The sequence below is a fragment of the Cobetia sp. Dlab-2-AX genome (assembly GCF_024124625.1).
Taxonomy (GTDB): domain Bacteria; phylum Pseudomonadota; class Gammaproteobacteria; order Pseudomonadales; family Halomonadaceae; genus Cobetia.
In genome coordinates, this window is record NZ_JAMXRV010000002.1 from 297155 (window position 1) to 315908 (window position 18754).

The 18754-nt window shown below is 60.8% G+C and carries 16 protein-coding genes and 2 pseudogenes; 11 read left to right on the forward strand and 7 right to left on the reverse strand.

The genetic code is table 11. The annotated features are described in order from the left end of the window. The first annotated feature begins 48 nt into the window (after nt 1-48). Nucleotides 49-723 (forward strand): annotated as a pseudogene (locus tag NH396_RS04365) (type 1 glutamine amidotransferase domain-containing protein). 143 nt (nt 724-866) lie between these two features. Beyond that, nucleotides 867-1679 carry a 2,5-didehydrogluconate reductase DkgB gene (gene dkgB / locus NH396_RS04370; RefSeq protein WP_253061985.1) on the forward strand — a complete coding sequence of 271 codons (813 nt, stop codon included), beginning with the start codon at nt 867-869 and terminating at the stop codon, nt 1677-1679. A 195-nt stretch (nt 1680-1874) separates the two neighbouring features. On the opposite strand, the gene NH396_RS04375 is transcribed toward dkgB, so the two are convergent. Continuing rightward, on the reverse strand, nt 1875-2456 hold the full coding sequence (locus NH396_RS04375) for a TetR/AcrR family transcriptional regulator (RefSeq protein ID WP_253061987.1): 582 nt from the start codon (nt 2454-2456) through the stop codon (nt 1875-1877). A 179-nt stretch (nt 2457-2635) separates the two neighbouring features. Between NH396_RS04375 and NH396_RS04380 the strand changes: the two genes are divergently transcribed. Beyond that, a complete protein-coding gene (locus NH396_RS04380; protein WP_253061989.1) occupies nt 2636-3853 on the forward strand; it encodes an MFS transporter in 1218 nt (405 codons plus the stop codon). Between the two features lie 136 nt (nt 3854-3989). On the opposite strand, the gene NH396_RS04385 is transcribed toward NH396_RS04380, so the two are convergent. Next, nucleotides 3990-4976, reverse strand: coding sequence for a LysR family transcriptional regulator (locus NH396_RS04385; protein ID WP_253061991.1), 987 nt, complete (start codon nt 4974-4976; stop codon nt 3990-3992). Nucleotides 4977-5038: 62 nt separating this feature from the next. On the opposite strand from NH396_RS04385, the gene NH396_RS04390 reads away from it, so the two are divergent. From NH396_RS04390 to NH396_RS04400, 3 genes are all read left to right on the forward strand, one after another. Then, nucleotides 5039-6073 (forward strand): Gfo/Idh/MocA family oxidoreductase, encoded by a 1035-nt coding sequence (locus NH396_RS04390; protein WP_253061993.1) that lies wholly within the window; start codon nt 5039-5041, stop codon nt 6071-6073. 84 nt (nt 6074-6157) lie between these two features. Continuing rightward, nucleotides 6158-6907: a type 1 glutamine amidotransferase domain-containing protein gene (locus NH396_RS04395; protein ID WP_253061995.1), complete on the forward strand. Its 750-nt coding sequence runs from the start codon at nt 6158-6160 to the stop codon at nt 6905-6907. Nucleotides 6908-7017: 110 nt separating this feature from the next. After that, nucleotides 7018-8100: an alkene reductase gene (locus tag NH396_RS04400; protein ID WP_253061997.1), complete on the forward strand. Its 1083-nt coding sequence runs from the start codon at nt 7018-7020 to the stop codon at nt 8098-8100. Nucleotides 8101-8265: 165 nt separating this feature from the next. On the opposite strand, the pseudogene NH396_RS17140 reads toward NH396_RS04400, so the two are convergent. The 4 genes and pseudogenes from NH396_RS17140 to NH396_RS04415 all read right to left on the reverse strand — a co-directional run. Then, a pseudogene (locus tag NH396_RS17140) lies at nt 8266-8481 on the reverse strand (AMP-binding protein); the annotation flags it as partial. 98 nt (nt 8482-8579) lie between these two features. Continuing rightward, nucleotides 8580-9749, reverse strand: a complete 1170-nt coding sequence (locus tag NH396_RS04405; RefSeq protein ID WP_253061999.1) for an FAD-dependent oxidoreductase — start codon at nt 9747-9749, stop codon at nt 8580-8582. Further along, complete coding sequence (locus NH396_RS04410) at nt 9746-9913, reverse strand: rubredoxin (protein ID WP_176676787.1); 168 nt, start codon at nt 9911-9913, stop codon at nt 9746-9748. Before NH396_RS04410 ends, NH396_RS04405 begins: the two co-directional genes overlap by 4 nt. Before the next feature lie 19 nt (nt 9914-9932). Further along, nucleotides 9933-11123: an SRPBCC family protein gene (locus NH396_RS04415; RefSeq protein WP_253062001.1), complete on the reverse strand. Its 1191-nt coding sequence runs from the start codon at nt 11121-11123 to the stop codon at nt 9933-9935. A 267-nt stretch (nt 11124-11390) separates the two neighbouring features. Here NH396_RS04415 and NH396_RS04420 point away from each other — a divergent pair, with 267 nt between their 5' ends. Beyond that, nucleotides 11391-12302, forward strand: a complete 912-nt coding sequence (locus tag NH396_RS04420) for a helix-turn-helix domain-containing protein (RefSeq protein ID WP_253062003.1) — start codon at nt 11391-11393, stop codon at nt 12300-12302. Nucleotides 12303-12437: 135 nt separating this feature from the next. Further along, entirely contained in the window at nt 12438-13475 is a 1038-nt protein-coding gene (locus NH396_RS17145; protein ID WP_253062005.1) for a LacI family DNA-binding transcriptional regulator, read from the forward strand. 78 nt (nt 13476-13553) lie between these two features. Here NH396_RS17145 and NH396_RS04430 read toward each other — a convergent pair whose 3' ends face one another. Further along, nucleotides 13554-14447: a LysR substrate-binding domain-containing protein gene (locus tag NH396_RS04430; protein WP_253062007.1), complete on the reverse strand. Its 894-nt coding sequence runs from the start codon at nt 14445-14447 to the stop codon at nt 13554-13556. Nucleotides 14448-14617: 170 nt separating this feature from the next. On the opposite strand from NH396_RS04430, the gene NH396_RS04435 reads away from it, so the two are divergent. From NH396_RS04435 to NH396_RS04445, 3 genes are all read left to right on the forward strand, one after another. Further along, entirely contained in the window at nt 14618-15358 is a 741-nt protein-coding gene (locus NH396_RS04435) for a class II aldolase/adducin family protein (RefSeq protein WP_176676783.1), read from the forward strand. Between the two features lie 159 nt (nt 15359-15517). Then, nucleotides 15518-16897 carry a YjiH family protein gene (locus NH396_RS04440; RefSeq protein ID WP_253062009.1) on the forward strand — a complete coding sequence of 460 codons (1380 nt, stop codon included), beginning with the start codon at nt 15518-15520 and terminating at the stop codon, nt 16895-16897. A gap of 90 nt (nt 16898-16987) precedes the next feature. Continuing rightward, nucleotides 16988-18733 (forward strand): amidohydrolase, encoded by a 1746-nt coding sequence (locus tag NH396_RS04445; RefSeq protein ID WP_176676781.1) that lies wholly within the window; start codon nt 16988-16990, stop codon nt 18731-18733. The last annotated feature ends 21 nt before the right edge of the window (nt 18734-18754 follow it).

Genomic DNA, 18754 nt, shown 5'->3' on the forward strand with positions numbered 1-18754 from the left:
CGCCCCGGGCGGCGATCCCCCCTCAACGGCCATCACCAGGAGTCTCGCATGAGCCAACGCATTCTGATGGTACTGACCTCACACGACCGCCTCGGCGACACCGGCAAGAAGACCGGTTTCTAGCTCGAGGAGCTGGCGGCGCCCTACTACGCCTGCCGGGATGCGGGCGCCGAGGTGACCCTGGCCTCGCCCCAGGGCGGCCAGCCGCCGCTGGATCCGGCCAGCGATGCCGAGGACAGCCAGACCGAGTCGACCCGTCGCTTCAAGCAGGACGACGCGGCCCAGGCGCAGCTCGCCAGCACGCATCGCTTGGCGGACATCAACGCCGACGACTTCGACGCCATCTTCTATCCCGGCGGCCACGGCCCGCTGTGGGACCTGGTCGGCGATGCCTACTCGATTCGCCTGATCGAGACGTTCTGGGCACAGCAGAAGCCGGTGGCGGCGGTCTGCCACGCCCCCATCGTGCTGATCAACGCCAAGGACGCCGATGGCGAGCCGCTGATCAAGGGCCGTGAGGTCACCGGCTTCACCAACGGCGAGGAAGCCGCCGTGGGCCTGACCGAGATCGTCCCGCACCTGGTCGAGGACGCCCTGACCGCCGGCGGCGGCCATTACTCCAAGGCCGAGGACTTCGCGCCCTACACCCGCCGCGACGGTCGCCTGATCACCGGCCAGAACCCGCCCTCCTCCGAACCGGTGGCCCGGGCCCTAGGCCTCTGAGCGCCCTCGCCGGCGCCCGTTGCCGGCATCCGTCATCCCGCCCTTGAAGCCGGCGGGATGACCCCAAATTGTTTAGCACGCTATCGACATGGGTCGGGCCACGCCCGCCATGCCCCTTTCGCGATGACGGACACGGAGGTTGCATGACGACGCACACCGCCATTCCCAATCCCGGCCTCGGCACCTTCCGCCTCGAGGGCGATACTCTCAAGCAGGCCGTGACCACCGCCCTCGAACTAGGCTATCGCCATATCGATACCGCCCAGATGTACGGCAATGAGGCCGAGGTCGGTGAGGCGATCGAGGCAAGCCCGGTGCCGCGGGACGAGATCTTCCTGACCACCAAGGTCTGGCATGACAAGCTCGCTCCCGAGGCCCTCAAGCAGAGCGTCGACGAGAGCCTCGCCAAGCTCGGCACCGATCATGTGGACCTCTTGCTGATCCACTGGCCATCGCCGAACGATGCCGTGCCGATGCGCGACTACCTCACCGCCCTTCGCGAGGTACAGGAGGCCGGCAAGGCTCGCCATATCGGCGTCTCCAACTTCACCATCGCGCAGATCGACCAGGCGGTGGATATCCTCGGCGAAGGCGCGCTGCTGACCAACCAGGTCGAGGTGCACCCCTTCCTGCAGAACCGCCAGGTGATCGAGAAGTGCCGGGAGCACGGCATCGAGGTGACCGCCTTCATGCCGCTGACGGTGGGCAAGGTCATGGAGGATGCGACCCTCAAGCAGATCGCCGAACGCCATGACGCCAGCCCGGCGCAGGTGGCGCTGGCCTGGCTCAAGGCGCAGGACATCGTGACCTTCCCCTCCTCCACCAAGGCGAAGAACATCCGCAGCAACCAGGCGGCCTTCGACCTGACGCTCAGCGATGAAGAGATGCAGGCCATCGCCGCGCTGGATCGCGGCGAGCGCATCGCCGACCCGGACTTCGCGCCGGACTGGGATTGAGCCCCGGAGCCCCGACAAGGGCGTGATCGGGAAACAGGAGCGTAACGGGCGCGGTGTCGAAGGGAGAGTCGAGCCAGCACGCCACCGCGACAGAATGGCCAGGGAAGGCCATTCGCGCGACCCCATGGCCTAAGACGCAGCCGCTGCGACAAGGGCAAACATACCAAAGGTCGCCCCATCGAGGCCGTATCCCCCTCAGGCGTCTCTTGCCGCTAGCGCCTCGTCGATCCAGGTCTCCAGCTGGGCCTCGCTGACGCCCCGTGGGTCATAGATGACACGGTAGAACAGCGGCGCCAGCAGGCGGTCCGTCAGGCGCTCCAACAGCCGCTCCGGGCCCATCTCCGGCCCCCCCTCCGGCCGTGAGCGCGAGGCGGCGCGTTCCACGATGTGCTCCAGGCACTCGCGCGCATAGCGATAACAGCGCTCTCGTCCGGTGGGATCAGTGCTGGCCATGATGTCGCGCAACATCTGTCGACCCGGGACGGAGGTCATCTCTTCGAGATAGTGGCTAGCAAACAGCACCAGATCCTGCCTGAGGGTGCCGGTGTCCTTGGGCACCGCATCGGGCCGCAGACGCGACAGTGCGACATCCGCCAGCAGCTCGTTGAGGGTCCCCCAGCGCCGATAGATCGTCGACGGCGTCACTCCCGCGGTCCTGGCCACCAGAGGGATGCTCAGGCTATCGGACTGTGCCTGCAGGCGGCGTACCGCCTCATGCACGGCTTGCTGTATACGGGCGCTCCTTCCCCCGGGGCGCGCCATCACCTTATCCGCCATCCTTTCGTCTTGCCTTCGTTGGTCCTTGAAATGCCATGGATCGACTCTACTCCGCCGCCCTATCGCCCAGACGACGACCGCATCGGCCAAATGCTCGCACCCATTAACGCAAAATATTTGCGTTAATGTCGAGTGGTGAATACGCTAACGCGAAATTTTTGCGTTAGAAGGAGCGCAGTATGCCATTCACTCGGTCGCACAGCGATGCGCTGCCCTCGGGCTCCCCACGTGCCATGGGGCTGTCGCTGCTCTACGCGAGCACGCTCTTCGGACTGCTCGCCGCCGCCAGTGCTCCCACTCCCCTCTACCCGCTGTACCAGCAGACCCAGGGGTTCTCCGACACCATGCTGACCGTGATCTTTGCGGTCTACGCCCTCGCCCTGCTGGCGACGCTGTTGATCACGGGGGCCCTGTCCGACTTCATCGGCCGCCGACCCGTCATCGTGGCGGCCCTGCTGCTGCAAGGTGTTTCCATGTGGGTCTTCCGCGAGGCCGGCACCACGACGGAACTGCTGATGGCCAGGCTCCTGCAGGGCATTGCCACCGGGCTGGCCACCAGTGCCCTCGGGGCGGCGCTGGTGGATATCGATACTCGACTGGGAGGCCTGCTGGCCGTGGCCTGCCCCATGCTGGGGTTGTCATCGGGGATCCTGGGATCGAGCCTGCTGGTCGATAGCAGCGCCACGCCCTTCCAGAGCATCTACGACATCCTGCTGGCGCTGTACTCGCTGCAGGCCATGGCCATCATGTTCGATCGCGAGCGAGTCGTTCCGCGCCCGGGAGCCCTGAGTTCCTTGCGGCCTGCTGTGGCCGTGCCGCAGAGCATCAGAGCCGTGATCTGGCGGATTGCGCCCATCAACATGGCCGGCTGGGCGCTGTGTGGTTTTTACCTGGCGCTGATGCCGGCGCTGAGCGCCGATGTCCTCGCGAGCGACGACGCCTGGCGCAGTGGTGTGCTCATCTTCCTGCTGCCGTTGACCGGTGGGCTGGTAGCCGTTGCGCTGCGTCATCGAGGCACCGCGGTTATCGTGAGAATCGCGGGTATCGCCATGATCACCGGCTTGTCGCTGATGATCGCGGGCACCATCAAAGGTCACGCCTCATTACTGGCGCTGGGTGGAGTAGCGTCGGGCATCGGCTTCGGGGCTGGCTTTCTCGGCACCAAGAAGGCGATGCTGGCTCGTGCGCCGACCGAGCAGCGCTCTGGAGTCATCTCGCTGTTTTTCCTGCTGAGCTACCTGCCTTTCAGTCTCCCGGTCATCCTGGCGGGCATCGGCGCTCAGCGCGCGGGACTCGTCCCCACGACCATTGGCTTCGCCTCGCTGCTCGTCCTGATCTGCGCCTGGGTCCTGGGGAAGAGCCGATCGCTGGCGTCTGATACCCCGACCGGCGCGTGATGGGGGGCCGAGGCGAGCTCGAGTCACAGCCGCGCGCACCCTGGTCGAGGAAATCGCCGGCACAGCCGATTCGGGTCATTCTGACCGCGTCATCTGACAGCAGCCCAGGCGCGGCATCCCGCACGGGAGAGCTCTCCTAACCCTCTACTGCCGGGGACGGTTCCAAAGCGGCCTGGATCTGTCCACGCAGCCAACCCCGCAAGCGGTCCTCGTGCGTCCGCTGATGCCAAGTCTGGATCACCTCGATGCCGTCCAAGGACAGCGGGCAGGGGTGGATCACGAGTCCCGGAACATGGGCCTGGGCATGTGTCGCGACGCTCTCCAGGCAGGTCAGCAACAGGTCACTGCCGACCACCAGCAGGGGGGGCGCCATGAAGCTCGACAGCCCAGCCACTACCCGCCGCGAGCGTCCGATCTCGGCCAGCTTCTGATCGACGCGACCGTGCAGGTCGCCGGTCAGGCTGGTGACCAGGTGCTCGCAGGCCAGGTAGCTCTCCAGATCCAGCGTCTCGCCAATCCGCGGATTGTCCCGGGCCGCCAGTACCACGAACCCCTCGGTGTGAATGCGCTGCTGGTAGTAGCTGTCGGGAAGCCCCGCATAGAAGCCGGCGATCGCGATGTCGCACTCACCGTTCTCCAGCTCGGCACGAGGCAAGCGGCCGCGGGTGTTGTGGGTCACCAGCTGCAAACGGGGCGCCTCCCGGCGAATCACCGGCAGCAGGCGCGGTAGCAACAGCTGTTCTATGTAGTCGGTGGTGTAGAGGTGTACCCGATCCTCCCGGGCCAGGTAGTCGCTTCCGTCGCAGAAGTCGAAGAAGCCCTCGATTCCGGCCACCAGGTGCTGTACCCGAGGCGCCAGCTCGTGAGCCCGCGGGGTGGGGGCCAAGCCCCGCGGGGCCCGCACGAAGAGTGGGTCGGCGAAATCGTGACGCAGCTTGGCGAGCTTGTGGCTGAGGGCCGGCTGGCTAAGGGCCAGCCGCTCCGCCGCCGCCGACACGCTCTTTTCCTGGTAGAGCACGTAAAAGATCAGCAAGAGATTCAGGTCCTTCCCCGCAATATTCATTTTTTGAATACCTGATATAGAAAAACACGAGTTAACAAATACTGCACCCGTATCTAGCATGGGCACAACTCATGCCGAAGCCAGTTCTGGTGAGCATGTCCCAACGTTACGAGAGGTCCGTCATGTCATCGTTCTCCCCCTCCTTCACCTTCGCCATCATCGGCAGCGGCATGATCGCCGGAGTCATGGCCCGTGCCATCCAGGACGCGCCGCAGGCCGATCTGGTCGCGGTGGCCAGCCGTCGTGCCGAGAGCGCCCGCGACTTCGCCCGCGAGCACGGCATCGGCCGAGTCTTCGAGACCTGGCAGGAGCTATTGGCCGCCGACGGCATCGATGCCGTCTATGTCGCTACGCCCACTGCCGTGCGCGAGGAGATCGCCCTGGCGGTACTCGACAGCGGGCGCCACCTGATCAGCGAGAAGCCGTTCCTCGATGCGGCCTCCGCCGAGCGGCTGGCCGAGCACGCCATGGCGAAGGGGCTGGCCTTCATGGACGCCACTCACTTCACCCATCACCCGCGCACCCAGGAGGTGATCGAGACCCAGCGGACGCGGCTAGGCCACCCCGGCAGCGTCAACACCTCCTTCTTCTTCCCGTTCATGGACCGGGACAATATCCGCTTCGATCCCGCCCGGGAGCCCACCGGCGCCATCGGGGACATGGGCTGGTACAACATGCGGGCCATCGTCGAGTTCCTGCGCCCGCACGGCGCACCGGTCCGGGTCGCCGGGCAGGTTCGCCGCGACAAGGACAGCGGCGCGGTCATCCGAGGAGCCGGCCTGATGGTCTTCGCCGACGGCCAGACCTCGACCTTCGATTTCGGCTACGACGCCGGCGTCTGCCAGATGGACCTGACGATCCTCGGCGAGCATGGTCTGATCCGGCTCGACGACTACGTGCTCGACTGGAAGGACGGCTTCGCCTTCGATCATCCCGAGCACCCTACCGGCTTCGTGGTGCGCCAGGAGATGGCCGCTCCCCACGAATTCGAGCGCCACACAAGCGCCCAGGGCCCGCGCCAAGCGGTGCAGCTCGTCGAGCACTTCGTGGCCATGGCCCAGGCACCCAACAGCCCCGAGCGTGAACAGGCTCGCCAGCGGGCCGTGGCGACCCAGCGCCTGGTGGACGCCTTCGTCGCCAGCGTCGACCACGCCTGACCCAGTCCGTCACGCCAACCTGTCCAGGCCCCGCACACACCCACCGTCGTGAGGGGCCATCACTACGGTCATGGAGTCACCGAAATGAAAAAACTTACGTCTCTTCTTGCAGCACTCATACTGGTACCGCTGTCGGCCATGGCAGATGCCGATCCGAGAGCCTTGATTGTGGTGACCAGTCACAGCGTCATGGGCGACACGGACAAGCCGACCGGCCTGTGGTTATCGGAGATGACCCACCCGCACCATGAATTGACCACTGCCGGCATCGAGGTCGAACTCGCCAGCATCGATGGCGGCGCCGCTCCCATCGATCCCTGGAGCCTGGAAGGCGATGACCCGATCAATGCCGCCTTCCTGGCCTCTCCGGAAACGCGCCGACTGCTGGACAACACGGCCAAGCTGGCCGATGTCGACCCTGCCGACTATGACGCCATTCTCTTCGCCGGAGGGCACGGCACGGTCTGGGATTTCCCGGACAGCCCTGCCGTCGAGAAGATCGGCTCGGCCATCTACGCCCAGGGCGGCTATGTGGCGGCCGTCTGTCATGGACCGACGGCCCTTTTGAACCTGCGTGACGAGCAAGGGAACCTGCTGATCGACGGCAAGCGGGTGACAGGTTTCAGCAACGCCGAGGAAGCCGAGGTGGGCTTGACGGAAGTGGTGCCCTACCTGCTGCAGGATGCGCTGAGTGCAGGTGGCGCCCTCTATCAGGAGGGCGAGATGTTCCAGCCCTTCGTGGTCCAGGATGACCGCCTGATCACCGGCCAGAACCCCCAGTCCGCTACCGAGCTCGGCAAGACCCTGGCCGCCGCCCTGGCTGACAAACGCTGAACGGCCTGTCGCATCAGCCGGGATGATGATCGATATATCTCGTCCGAATGAGTCCGCCCGGCCCACGGGCGGATACTCGAGGGTTCTCCACAACATTTTACGAGGATGCTATGACCACACTTTTTTCTCCCCTGAAAATGGGCGCCAGTGAATTGGCCAACCGGGTCTTCATGGCCCCCCTCACCCGCGTCCGTGCCGACGCCGATCACGTTCCCACGGACATGATGGTTGAGTATTACGCCCAGCGTGCCTCTGCGGGCCTGATCATCGCCGAAGCGACCATGGCCATCGAAGGCAATTCGGCCTTCTGGCGCGAACCTGGCATCTATTCCGAGGCGCAAGTTGAAGGCTGGAAGAAAGTCACTGATGCGGTACATGCCAAGGGTGGCAAGATTTATCTGCAGATCTGGCACGGCGGCCGCGCCTGTCACCCGGTGTTAAACGACGGCAAGGATCCGGTAGCGCCCAGCGCCATTGCCATCACCAGCGATGAAGCGCACACACCGGAAGGCAAGAAGTCCTACACGGTTCCCCGCGCACTGGCCGACGACGAAATCCCGGCCATCATCGACGGCTTCCGCACCGCCGCCGAGAATGCCAAGCGCGCCGGCTTTGACGGTGTTGAGGTGCATGGTGCCAACGGCTACCTGCTGGACCAGTTCCTGCGTGATGGTTCCAACCATCGAGAAGGCCCCTACGGTGGCCCGATCGAAAATCGCGCCCGCCTGTTGCTGGAGGTGGTTGAGGCGGTATCCGGAGTGTTTGGCTCCGAGAACGTAGGTGTTCGACTGAGCCCCCTGAACAGTTTCCAGAGCATGAAGGACAGTGATCCGGTCGGCCTGGTGACCTGGCTCGCCAAGCGCCTGAACGACTACGGCCTGGCCTTTGTTCATTTGATGCGCAGCGACTTTTTCGGGGAGCAGCAAGCGGACGTGATCACTCCGGTCCGCGAGCACTTCAAGGGCAAGTTGATCCTCAACATGAGCTACACCGGTGAAGAAGCAGAACAAGCCATCGAATCCGGACTGGCCGACGCGGTCGCCTTTGGCGTGCCCTTCATTGCTAACCCGGACCTTCCGGAGCGCCTGAAGCTTGGCGCCGTGCTCAACGAAGCAGATTCCTCGACGTTTTACACCCAGGAGACGGAGGGGTATACCGATTACCCTTACCTCGAAGAATTAGCCGAAGCATAATACTGAAGGGGGCTATTAGCCCCCTTTTTTCGTTGCGGAGAAAACATGACCTTTATCGGAAATTGATGTGCAGGTTCATCTCCAGCTCACGATAAATGCGATACCTGTATGGACCCGGGCAGTAGTGCACAGGGGCTTCATGGAAGCGTCTGAGCACCGACGGCGTCATCTCTGTCGTCTGACACGCCAGGCCAGGTACGGCACAGAACGCCAGTTCAGCGGCATGTAGATCAGCCCGAGTTGCTGGGCCGCCAGCAAGGCGACCAGCGCATCCAGGTGTGAACGGGTCAGCACAGCCAAACGCTCACCCTGCGGCACTCCCTCTGCCCGCAACCGCGCAGCTAACTGGTCAGCAAGCTCGCGCAACTCAGCGAAGCACCATTGGCGCGAGCCATCGGCTCAGGCAATCGCCTGTGGTCGAGCGGGGCAGTGCCGCGCCAATTGTTCAACAATATGTCCTCTCATCAGGCCCTCTGCACTTACGGTAGTGAGCTGTGTTGTTCATTGTTATCGGAGTAGTGCAATACCTTGAGCAACGCCTGGCGCTGCGCCACCTGCACGCCACTCAGCACAAAGCCACGCAAGGCGCCCTGCGAATCACGAAATTCACCTTGCAGATCAACGCCAGTCCCCTGCCAATGCCACTCTCCGACTACAGCCGGTGGCGGCAGTACAACCATGGGGCAAACGGGTGTTTTGACGATGATGGGCATGGGTGGGTAACTCAGTACTGTGGGCTGGCCGGTCAGCGTGGCCGCCAACGCACGGGCCGCGCTCATCAGCGGCATCACGTAGGGCTGCCACAGCCCTTGCACCTCGGCGCAGTCGCCCAGGGCGTAGATATCCGGCTCGCTGGTGGCCAATTGAGCATCGGTACAGATGCCGCGCCCGCAGCGAAGGCCGGCAGTCCGCGCCAATCCCGTGCGTGGCGTCAGCCCTACAGCGCCAAGCACCAGATCGACTTCCGTCGTCTGACCATCGCTAAGGCTGGCTTGCAGCCTCCCCTGACTCGGCGCCAGCGACGCTACCCGGCGCCCCATATGAAAATGCGCGCCGGCCTGGGTCAGCGCAGTGGCCAGCGCCTGCCCGGCTCGCTCGGGCACTAAAGCGGCCAGCGGCGAGGCGAGCGGATCAACCAGCTCAACCTGTTTACCGGCAGCCAGCAGGTCGTTAGCAAACTCGCAACCGATCAGCCCGGCCCCCATGATCAACACCCGCCCAGCCACCTCAAGCTGCTCGCGAAACGGGCGGTAGTCGGTCAGCGAGTTGACCGACAACACACCGGGCAGGTCGATTCCGGGTATCGCCAGCGTCGTCGCTTCGGCGCCGACCGCTAACACCAACGCGCGATAGTCGAGCCGCTGGCCCTTGCACACCAACTGATGCTGAGCCGGCTCAATGGACACCACCCGGTTAAAGGGCAGGATGCGCATATTCAATTGCGCCGCCATGCTGTCGCAATCAGCACTGACCAGCGCATCGGCGCTTGTCCCCTTGGCGAGCGCATTGGATAGCAATGGCTTTGAATAGAAGGCACCATCGTCCTCCGTCAGCATCACCAACGGCGTACTGCTGTCGCGCTTGCGCAGCTCGCGCGCAACCGTATAGCCAGCCAGGCCACTGCCAACAATCACGATAGGCGCGCTCACGACAGCTCCACCATTTCGAACTCGTCCTTACCGACGCCGCAATCGGGGCACATCCAGTCAGGCGGTACATCTTCCCAGGCGGTACCCGGGGCGATACCGTCCTGCGGCCAGCCCAGAGCCTCGTCGTAAATGAGGCCGCAGACCACGCATTGCCACTTTTTCATCGTCTAACCCTCCACCGCCTCAGGCCAGCCGCGCGATGACGCCGTCATCAAGCGCCATCAAGCGTGCGTACTGTTCGTGAAACCAGGTCAGCGCAGATTCGAAGCGGCCAAAGTGAATCTCGTCGACCACTCCGCTGGCCATGTTGGCCTGAATGGTTTCGCCCAGCACCCAGTCTTCCATCAGAATCTTGTGAACCAGGTTGTGGTTGGTCTCGTGGATGGTCAGCTCCTGCTCTGACCACTGCTCGGCGCCCGATTGCGGAGGATCTACCAGCAGCACTTCTTCAATGCGGGTCTCACCAGCTGACAGCGGTACCATGCGAATCAGCGAGATGTTGTCCGGCTGGGCCAGTAACAACACCGCCGGCGTCAGCGTAAAAATGATGTTGGCCATCTTGCGCATGTCCCACGCCTGCTCCGGCAGCTCGGCGGCCTCCAAAATCGGCTTTTTCGGCAGAATCATGCGCATCTGCAAATCGCCCCAGCTTTCCCAGGTCGAGATGTTGCCAAGGAAGAACGGCGCCAGCGTGTTCTTGTGGGCCACATTGAAGTGATAGGCCTCAATGCCACCTTCCAGCAGGATCTTCCAGTTGGCCTTGATCACATAGCTGCGGCGCTTGTAGACCCGTTGGGCAGCAAGCTTGAGGTAGTCAAAGCCGGACGCCATTTCCGGCGCCAGCAGATCCTCGGGCACTTCGGCATTGCGGTCCGGGTGGAAGAACACCATGCCGCCCAGCTCCCGACAGTGAAACTCGACCAGCCCGAGCTTCTGCTGGTCCAGATCAGCAAAGCCGCGCTCAAAATCCGGCGCTCCGGCTAGGTTGCCCCGGGTGTCGTAGGTCCAGGCGTGATAGGGGCAGACAAAGCGCTTGCGACAACCGCTTTCACCGGTTGCTACCAGCCGGGCATTGCGGTGTCGGCAGGCGTTGGCAAACACCCGAACCTGCTGATCCTCACCCCGCACCAGCAACAGCGGTACACCCTTGACCCACTCCACACTGAGGTAGTCGCCGGGGTTGGGTATTTCGGCGCCAGCCGCAAGCGCAATAGGCTGGCGCTGAAACAGCATATCGTTCTCTCGCTCAAACCAGGCAGCGGAGATGTAGCGGTCAGTGGCGTGGGTCTGAGTCGATTCGTGGTACTGCGTCTCACCACGCGCCTTCAGCTCCAGCGCCTGCTTGATCAGTCGAATTTCCGTCTGGCGATCCATGGTCAGGTCCTCATCAGGTAGCCCTCCTGCGGCGCGGCCGCGGCGGGTCTTGGCGGTTGATGGGGCTAACTTTATCAATACTTAATCAACGCCAAATGACCATAAAAGACCACTTATCAACTTTTTAAGACATAATGGCTATTGCACCGCCAACCAACACCACCGGACAACCCCATGCCGCAGCCACCTACAGTCCCCACCGCACAACGCGCCATTGAGGTTGCCTACCTGATTCCCGAGCGGTTCTGGAGCAGCACAATCAGCAGCATGGCTGAGGTTTTCCAGGGCATGCAGCTGAGCGCAGGGCTGTTTAAAAACAGCGCCTGGCGTGGCTTTGGCGAGACGTTCCTGCGCTGCACACCAGAGCCGGTAAGCGGCTTCTCCGGCCTGCGTTTTGATACCCAGTACTTTGCCGACGTGGGCGAGCGCCAATTCGATGTGGTGGTACTGCCATCAGTCTGGGGGCTGTCAATGGACAATCTGGAGCGCACCCGCCCGGCACTGCAGTGGCTGAAACAACAGCACAGCGGCGGAGCGACTGTGGTAGGGCTGGTGACAGGTGTCTTTCATCTGGCCGAGGCCGGCCTGCTGGACGGTCGAGAGGCGACCATTCACTGGGCGTCGGAGAACATCTTCCGACAGCGCTACCCCAAGGTTCGCGTTAGCCCCCGCCTGCAGATGGTCGAGGCGGATCGCATCATCACCACCGCGACCACACCGGCGACCTTCGATGCGACCCTGCTGCTGATCCAGCGCTTTCTCGGCGACCGCTCAGCCGAGTTTGCCTCTCACTACTTCACCATCCGCGACAAGGACGCACCGCTGCCGGTATTTCTCGAGCCCAGCTGCAACGACACCCTGGTGGACGCCGCCCGCGACTACATGCGCCTGCATCTGACCGACGCGCTGACCCTGCCGCTACTGGCCCACCAGCTCAGTGTGACGCCCCGCACCCTGTCCCGGCGCTTTCTAGCCGCCACCGGCATGACGCCTATCCACTACCTGCAGCGTCATCGGCTGAACAATGCGCGGCGCCTGCTGGGCGCCACTGACCTGCAGATCCAGCAGGTAGCCGAGCAAAGCGGTTTTTCCTCGGCCACGGTGTTTTGCCGTAACTTCAGTAAAGCCTTTGGCCAAAGCCCGGGCGCCTACCGCCGCTCCCTGCCCAGCGCGAAATAACCAACGGCGTTTTCAGCGATTCATCGTAAGCGTTCGGGCATCACCGCTTGCGAGTGATGCCCGAACGCTTACGACTGATCGATATCCTGAATTACTCTTGACCGTATCAGCCTCCACTCCAGGAACCCGACGCCTGTGTCATCGCCTCGCCGTATCACTCTCAAGGAGCTAGCCACACAACTCGGCGTCTCCACTGCCAGTGTCTCCAACGCCTTCAACCGCCCCGACCAGCTCTCGCCAGCATTGCGTGAGCGGATTCTCGAGGAGGCCAAACGCCTTGGTTACCGTGGCCCGGACGCGAAGGCGCGCAGTCTACGCACGGGGCGCTCACGGATCATCGCCGTAGTACTTGCGGAGACACTGACCTACAGTCTCAAGGATGCGGTCGCCAGCGAGCTGCTGTCGGGCATCGCAGAAGTGCTCGACGCCCATGGCCATACCCTACTGCTGCTCTCGGGTCGCCAAGATGCCTCACAGGTACCAGGATCTTCCAGCATTGCCGATGGTTTCATTGTCTACGGGCTGATGGCCAGCATGGCGCTGGAGGAGGAACTCCAGAGTGCGGGTCACAAGCCCATCGTGGCAGTCGACTTCGATCTGGGCGATCAACCCGCCATCCACGTGGATAATGAGCCCGCTAGCTACGCCATCGCGCAACATGCCCTGAAGACACCCACCAGTCGCATCGGCATCGTCAACCTGCGCCTGACCGAAACACCCTGCAATGGACGTATCACCAGTGCCCACGCACTGCTTCCGACGGGTCAGACAATCACCCGCTCGCGTCTGGCAGGTTTTCATCGTGCGCTGGCTGAGCAGGATATCTCCCCCGATTCTGTGGCGATGTGGAACATCGAGGAAAACACCTACGAGGTCTGCGCACCGGTGCTGGCAGAGATTCTGGATCTTCCGGCCAGTGAACGGCCAGACCTCCTGCTATTCATGTCCGACCGTATCGCGTTGACCGCCGTGACCCTGGCCGAACAACGCGGCATCCGGATTCCCGAAGACCTGCGTATCACCGGCTTTGATGGTATCGAGGAAGGTCAATATCGCTCACCACGCCTGACCACGGTCCAGCAGGACAGTACCGAGAAAGGCCGCCTTGCCGCGCGAATGATTCTGGGGCTGGAACCCGCCTCGCCTGCTGACGACTCGGCTCATCAAGGGTGAAACCTGTCCGTGAGGAAGGAGCCATTGGCAGTCCTAAGATGTACAGCGCACCAGGCAGTCCTCTGATAGTCGCCTATATCAAGACTCCCAAGACAACAACCAATCCGCAAAACGACTGACTTTGGGGTCATGCTGCCCTGAGGGCACAACTACGTAATAACCACCGCACCTCAAGGGTGAGGGGCTTGCGACCACCAGGCGCCCCTCAGCAAGTTCTGGTGTCACGAAATAGCGCGGCAATATGGCTATCCCAAGCCCATGCAAAGCCGCTTCAAGAACAAACTGAAAATGCTCCAACCGCTGCCCTGGTAATGCATTGCACTCTCTGATCGATAGCCCCGCTGCTTCCAACCACAACTGAGTGGAAGACTTCATCAAAGGTGAATGCGCCACATGATGGAGAATCGGGTAACGCAGAATATCCTGCCGCTCAATGACAGGACCTTTTTCAGTCAGCAAGTCCGGTGTACACACAGCAAGTAGCTCACTGGACATGAGAAAACGTGCATCAAATCCTGGCCATTCACCCTCCCCAAAAAGGATGCCGACATCATAGCCTTCATGACTGTCATAAAGCCGGCGCAGATCATTCATGATCTCGAGCTCAATCTCGGGATTGAGTACTGCATATGACTTGAGTTTGGGCAATAACCAGCGAGAGGTAAACGAAGGTTCAGCTCCGATACGCAGATGGCCAACGTGACTGGTGCGGACATGATGAGTCGCTGTTTCAAGACTCTCCAACAACGGCGCTATCTCGTGCACATAGGCTTGCCCCAACTCATTGAGCGTAAGCCGCTGTCGAGAACGCGTTACCAGCGGGCAGCCCAGAAACTCCTCCAGATTCTTGATCTGGCGACTTACGGCACTCTGAGTGAGATTCAACTCTTCGGCGGCTCTTGTGACGCTGGAAAAGCGTGCGAAAGCGACGATGCACCGAAGAGATATCATGCTGGGGAGCTGTCGTTGCATGGCAGGTCATGACTTTTTGGAATGAACTTCTGGAGAATAAATCGATATCCGCTCTCTCACAAGCAACCTAGGATGCATACAAGGCCAGCCTGCCACAGGATGAGCACGCCCTTATCCCGTGTCCTGAGCCACACCACTGTCCCATGCCTTCCCGTCCGAGAGTGCGCCACATGCCAAAACCCGCGATTGAAGAAACCTTGAGAGTCGACCTGGCCGCCGCCTATCGCCTGCTGGAGCGAAATGGCTGGAGCGATCAAGTCTTCACTCATATATCCGTACGCCTGCCAGGCGAGACACCGGCTTTCCTGATCAATGCCTATGGCTTGCTACCAGAGGAGATTACCGCCTCCAATCTGGTCACTATTGGCATTGATGGCCAGAAACTGAACATTGATGATCCTGAGGTAAATCCTGCAGGCTTCACGATTCACAGTGCCATCCACATGCATCGTCATGATGCTGTATGCGTCATGCATACTCATACCTTGGCTGGCATGGCAGTCGCGGCATTGGAAGAGGGGCTTCTTCCTCTTAATCAAACCAACATGGCCTTTTACAATCGCGTGGCCTACTACAACTACGAAGGTATTCCACTCGATCTTGAAGTCCGTAATCGCATCGTGGCAGCACTTGGTGATCGGCAGTGTGCCATTCTGCGCAATCATGGATTACTGACCACTGGTCGCAGCGTTGCTGAGGCTTACTTCAACATGTTCTATCTGAACAAGGCTTGCGAGATTCAACTTGAAGCAATGAAAGCAGGCCGCCCACTCATAATGCCTTCTGCACAGGAATGTGAATACACCGCCCAGCAGTTTGAGAACCCACGCTACCACGCAGAGAGCGTAGATTTGACCTGGGCCGCAGAACTACGGCGTCTGGATAGAGAAGCGCCCGACTTTCGTCACTAGAACGGCACACCATTTCCGGATGAGCTTGGCAGAATTACTCTCGCTGGATACATCCACCCTGGCACGAGCTGCCTGCACGATGGCATCGTAAAAGCAACGATTGATGATTCATGACAACCATCAACTCGTCATTACAACTATAAAAAAGGTACGCGTCCCATGACCGACCGCCCGACTCCCGTCGCCTCAGAAGTCCCTCAATCTCGCTATAGCACGAAACAGCTGCTCAAATGCTTGATCCCCACGCTTCTCGGCGTTTTGCTTTTCTTTACGCCGATCAGTGTTGATGGTCGGATGACGATCATGATCGCGTTCGTCATCGACTACATAAATGATGTACTCAAACCCCTCATGGTGACAGCAACAGCCGCGGTCGCCATCATTCCTAGTCTGATGACCCTGGCCGTCACCTTCAGTCCATTACGCCACCGCAAGGGGCGTTTGATCACGCTATTCAATCCCGGCATGGGCTGGACCATCGTACGCGTCATCGGCGCCTTGTTGATGACGATGGTCTATTTCGAGGTAGGACCTGAGTGGGTATGGAGTCGCAATACCGGCGGCGTAATGCTCTATGATGTTGGCCCAGTCGTCCTGGCCATCTACTTCCTGTCAGCACTGCTATTACCTCTGCTGACTGACTACGGACTGATGGAGTTCGCCGGCACCTTGTGCAGCCGCATGTTCGAGCGTCTCTTCGGCCTGCCGGGGAGAGCAGCGGTGGACTGCCTCGCCTCTTGGCTGTCAGCCTCCAGCGTGGGCATCATCCTTACGACTCAGCAGTACCGTCAGGGGTTTTACAACAGTCGTGAGGCGTGCACGATCGCGACCAACTTCTCGATCGTCTCGATTGCGTATTCTTACTTGCTGCTAAAGCTGATCGGCCTCGAGGAGATGTTCATTCAATGGTACATCGCCGTTGCCATCACCGGCGTCCTGTGCGCCATCATTGTGCCCAAGCTGCCACCGCTTCGTAACAAATTGCCGATCTACCATCCCGCAGTCGGCAAGCAGCTCAAGACAGACCGTCGTCCTGGAGAAGGTGTACTGGCCCTTGGTCTACGCCGCGCCGTCGAACGTGCCGAGAAAGCCAACTCTCCCACAGAACAGCTCAAGCAAGGGCTTCAGATCAGCGCAGATGTGGCCTTCTCCATCTATCCGGCCATGATGTTGGTGGGATGTGTCGGATTGGCGCTGATCGAGTTCACCCAGTTATTCCAGGTGCTATCACTGCCATTGGTGCCCTATCTGGAGTTGTTGCGTCTTCCGGAGGCTGCTCAGGCAGCGCCCGCGCTACTCGCCGGAATTGTTGACAGCATCATGCCTTCCATTCTAGGTGCTGGAATCGAAAGCGAAGTGACACGCTTCGTGATGGCGGGTGTCGCTGTCACTCAAATCATCTTCTTTACCGAAGCTGCCATCATCCTGGTCAGAGCTGACATTGGGCTCACATTACGTGACCTGGTCATGATCTATGCCCTGCGAGTGATGATCTCGCTACCTATCCTCGCCCTGCTGGGCCATTGGATGATCGGCTGATGAACGGGCGTGTATCCCATCGTGATGCACGCCCGTGCCTCGCTCTTCTCTCGTGCTGTGCCTCCCCCTTTCGATTATGAGTTCATGATAATGATTACCTCCAGCACTCTGACGACACCTTCTTTTGTAGCGGCCTCTTCACCGGCAGAAACTGCCGATATCGTATTGATCAATGCCAACATCCATACCGTGGACGACAATACTCCCCGGGCGAAAGCCGTCGCGATTCGCAGCGGTCGCTTCATGGCCGTCGGTAATGAAGATGATGTGACGCCCTTCATTGGAGACCACACCAAGGTCATCGATCTTGAAGGTCGATTCGTGATGCCCGGTCTTTATGATATGCATACTCACCCCGACCTGGCATTGGCGCCCGGCTATGCCGACTATCTGAATATCGGTTTTGAGGATCCCACCCCAGAGGAGGTCAAGCAGGCAATACTCGACTACGCCGACAGTCATCCGGGCGATGGCTGGATCTACGGCCAATATTTCGTGCGCTATACCTTCAAGCAGGCTGGGTTGGTCGCTGATCGTGACTGGCTGGACAGCTTCATGCCTGATCGCCCTGTGGCCATTCTTGATCGCTCATGGGGCTGCATGATGGTCAACTCGCGCGCACTGGCGCTGGCAAACATTACCGCTGAGACCCAGGACCCACGTCATGGCTATATCGAGCGAGACTCCATTACCCATGAACCTTCCGGCATTCTGGTCGATGGTGCCTACGCCATCATCCACGCTACCATGCCACCAACACCGCAGCATGCGCTGACACGTGCCTATCGAGAGGGGCTGCATTTCCAGAGTGGACATGGCGTGGTGGGCACCAAGTACGTGCACGTCTGCGAACACCGCCTGAATGCACTTCGCAGTCTCGATCAAGATGGCAAGCTATCCGTCCGAGTAGAAGCAGCCATCAGCTGGCAGGATGATATCTTCCCGGTCAAACGGCGCTGGGAGCTACTGGCAGGAGAGCGTCATTACTATCGAAGCAATCGCCTGAATGCCAATGCGGTGAAGTTTCACTTCGATGGCACCCATGAATCACGTTCGTCCTATCTATCAACTCCCTGGCCAGGCGAGAAGAACTGGAGAGGACACCTGAATCTCACGCCAGAGCATATCGTCGACATGGTAGTCGACATGGATCGCAAAGGGGTTCGTGTCATCGCGCACTGCACCGGTGATGGAGCTTCCGATATCTTCCTGGATGCCGTCGCTCAAGCAAGAGCACGTAATGGCAATAATGGCGTGCGTCATCAATGCGCCCATAGCACAACGCTACTGGACACCAACCTTGTACGCTTCAAAGCACTGGATGTTACTGCCGAATTCTCGCCCGTGGGGTGGTTCCCCTCCTCCTTCGCGAATGCTCGCGCTGTTTTCGGCGAAGAACGCATGCAGCGTGCCTACAACTTCAAGGGCGTCATAGAGGCCGGCGGCAATGCCGTGATGGGGACAGACTGGCCAGTCTCCAGCCTGAACCCGTGGATCGGGTTCGAAGCCATGATTACCCGTCAAAACCCCTTCGGTGAAGAAGAAGGTCAGTTCTTTGGTCACCCCATCTCTCTAGAGCAAGCCATCCGTGTCATGACGATCAACGGCGCATGGTGCATGGGAATCGAACAACACGCGGGATCAATATCAGTCGGCAAGTCGGCTGACCTCATCGTGCTGGACCGTGACCTCTTCGATATCGCCATCAAGGGAAATCTGCATGCCACACAAGTGGAGCTGACTCTGCTGGAAGGAGAAGTGACATGGGATCGTCTGGGAGCCTTCACGGATACCGATATGGCTGCTACCTGGCAGGAACCACTGCCCGCCTTCTGACACCCGACTTCCTGACCACGA